The 370-nt window shown below is 64.6% G+C and carries 1 protein-coding gene; it reads right to left on the bottom strand.

Features of this window, described 5'->3' with window-relative positions:
* On the bottom strand, positions 1-223 hold a 223-nt coding region (locus tag RMT89_RS41595; RefSeq protein WP_315888949.1), incomplete at its 3' end, for a hypothetical protein.
* Between the last annotated feature and the right edge of the window lie 147 nt (positions 224-370).

Genomic DNA, 370 nt, shown 5'->3' with positions numbered 1-370 from the left:
CGCGGATGACGATCGCGAACGGCACTTGCGCCAGCCTGGCCTCGGCGTCGAGCCGTTCGCCCGCCACGGTGAATTGCTGTTCGAGCGCCGAGCAGATGGCGGACAGTTTATCGGAGGTATCGGCAAGCACATGCACGAAGGGACGCGTCGATTGCGCCGCCCGGGGGCTGCCGTCGCCTTTGATCGGGCCGGCTATGGTTCGCGCATTCGGCACTGTGGACATGGGCGATGCTGAAGTTGAACGAGATTGATGATGTCTTGAACCTATTTGGTCGCGGTGGCGCTCTGCGCGGCAGCTGCTTTTGCGGCCGCCGGCTTCTTCTTGCCGTCGGCGGTGACGAAGTGCACGCCGGCCGTGGTGCCGTCGATC

Origin of the sequence: Streptomyces sp. P17, from assembly GCF_032436805.1 — a bacterium.
GTDB lineage: Bacteria > Actinomycetota > Actinomycetes > Streptomycetales > Streptomycetaceae > Streptomyces.
The sequence above is the reverse complement of the archived record's forward strand: the minus strand, read 5'-3'. Positions and strand labels throughout refer to the sequence as shown.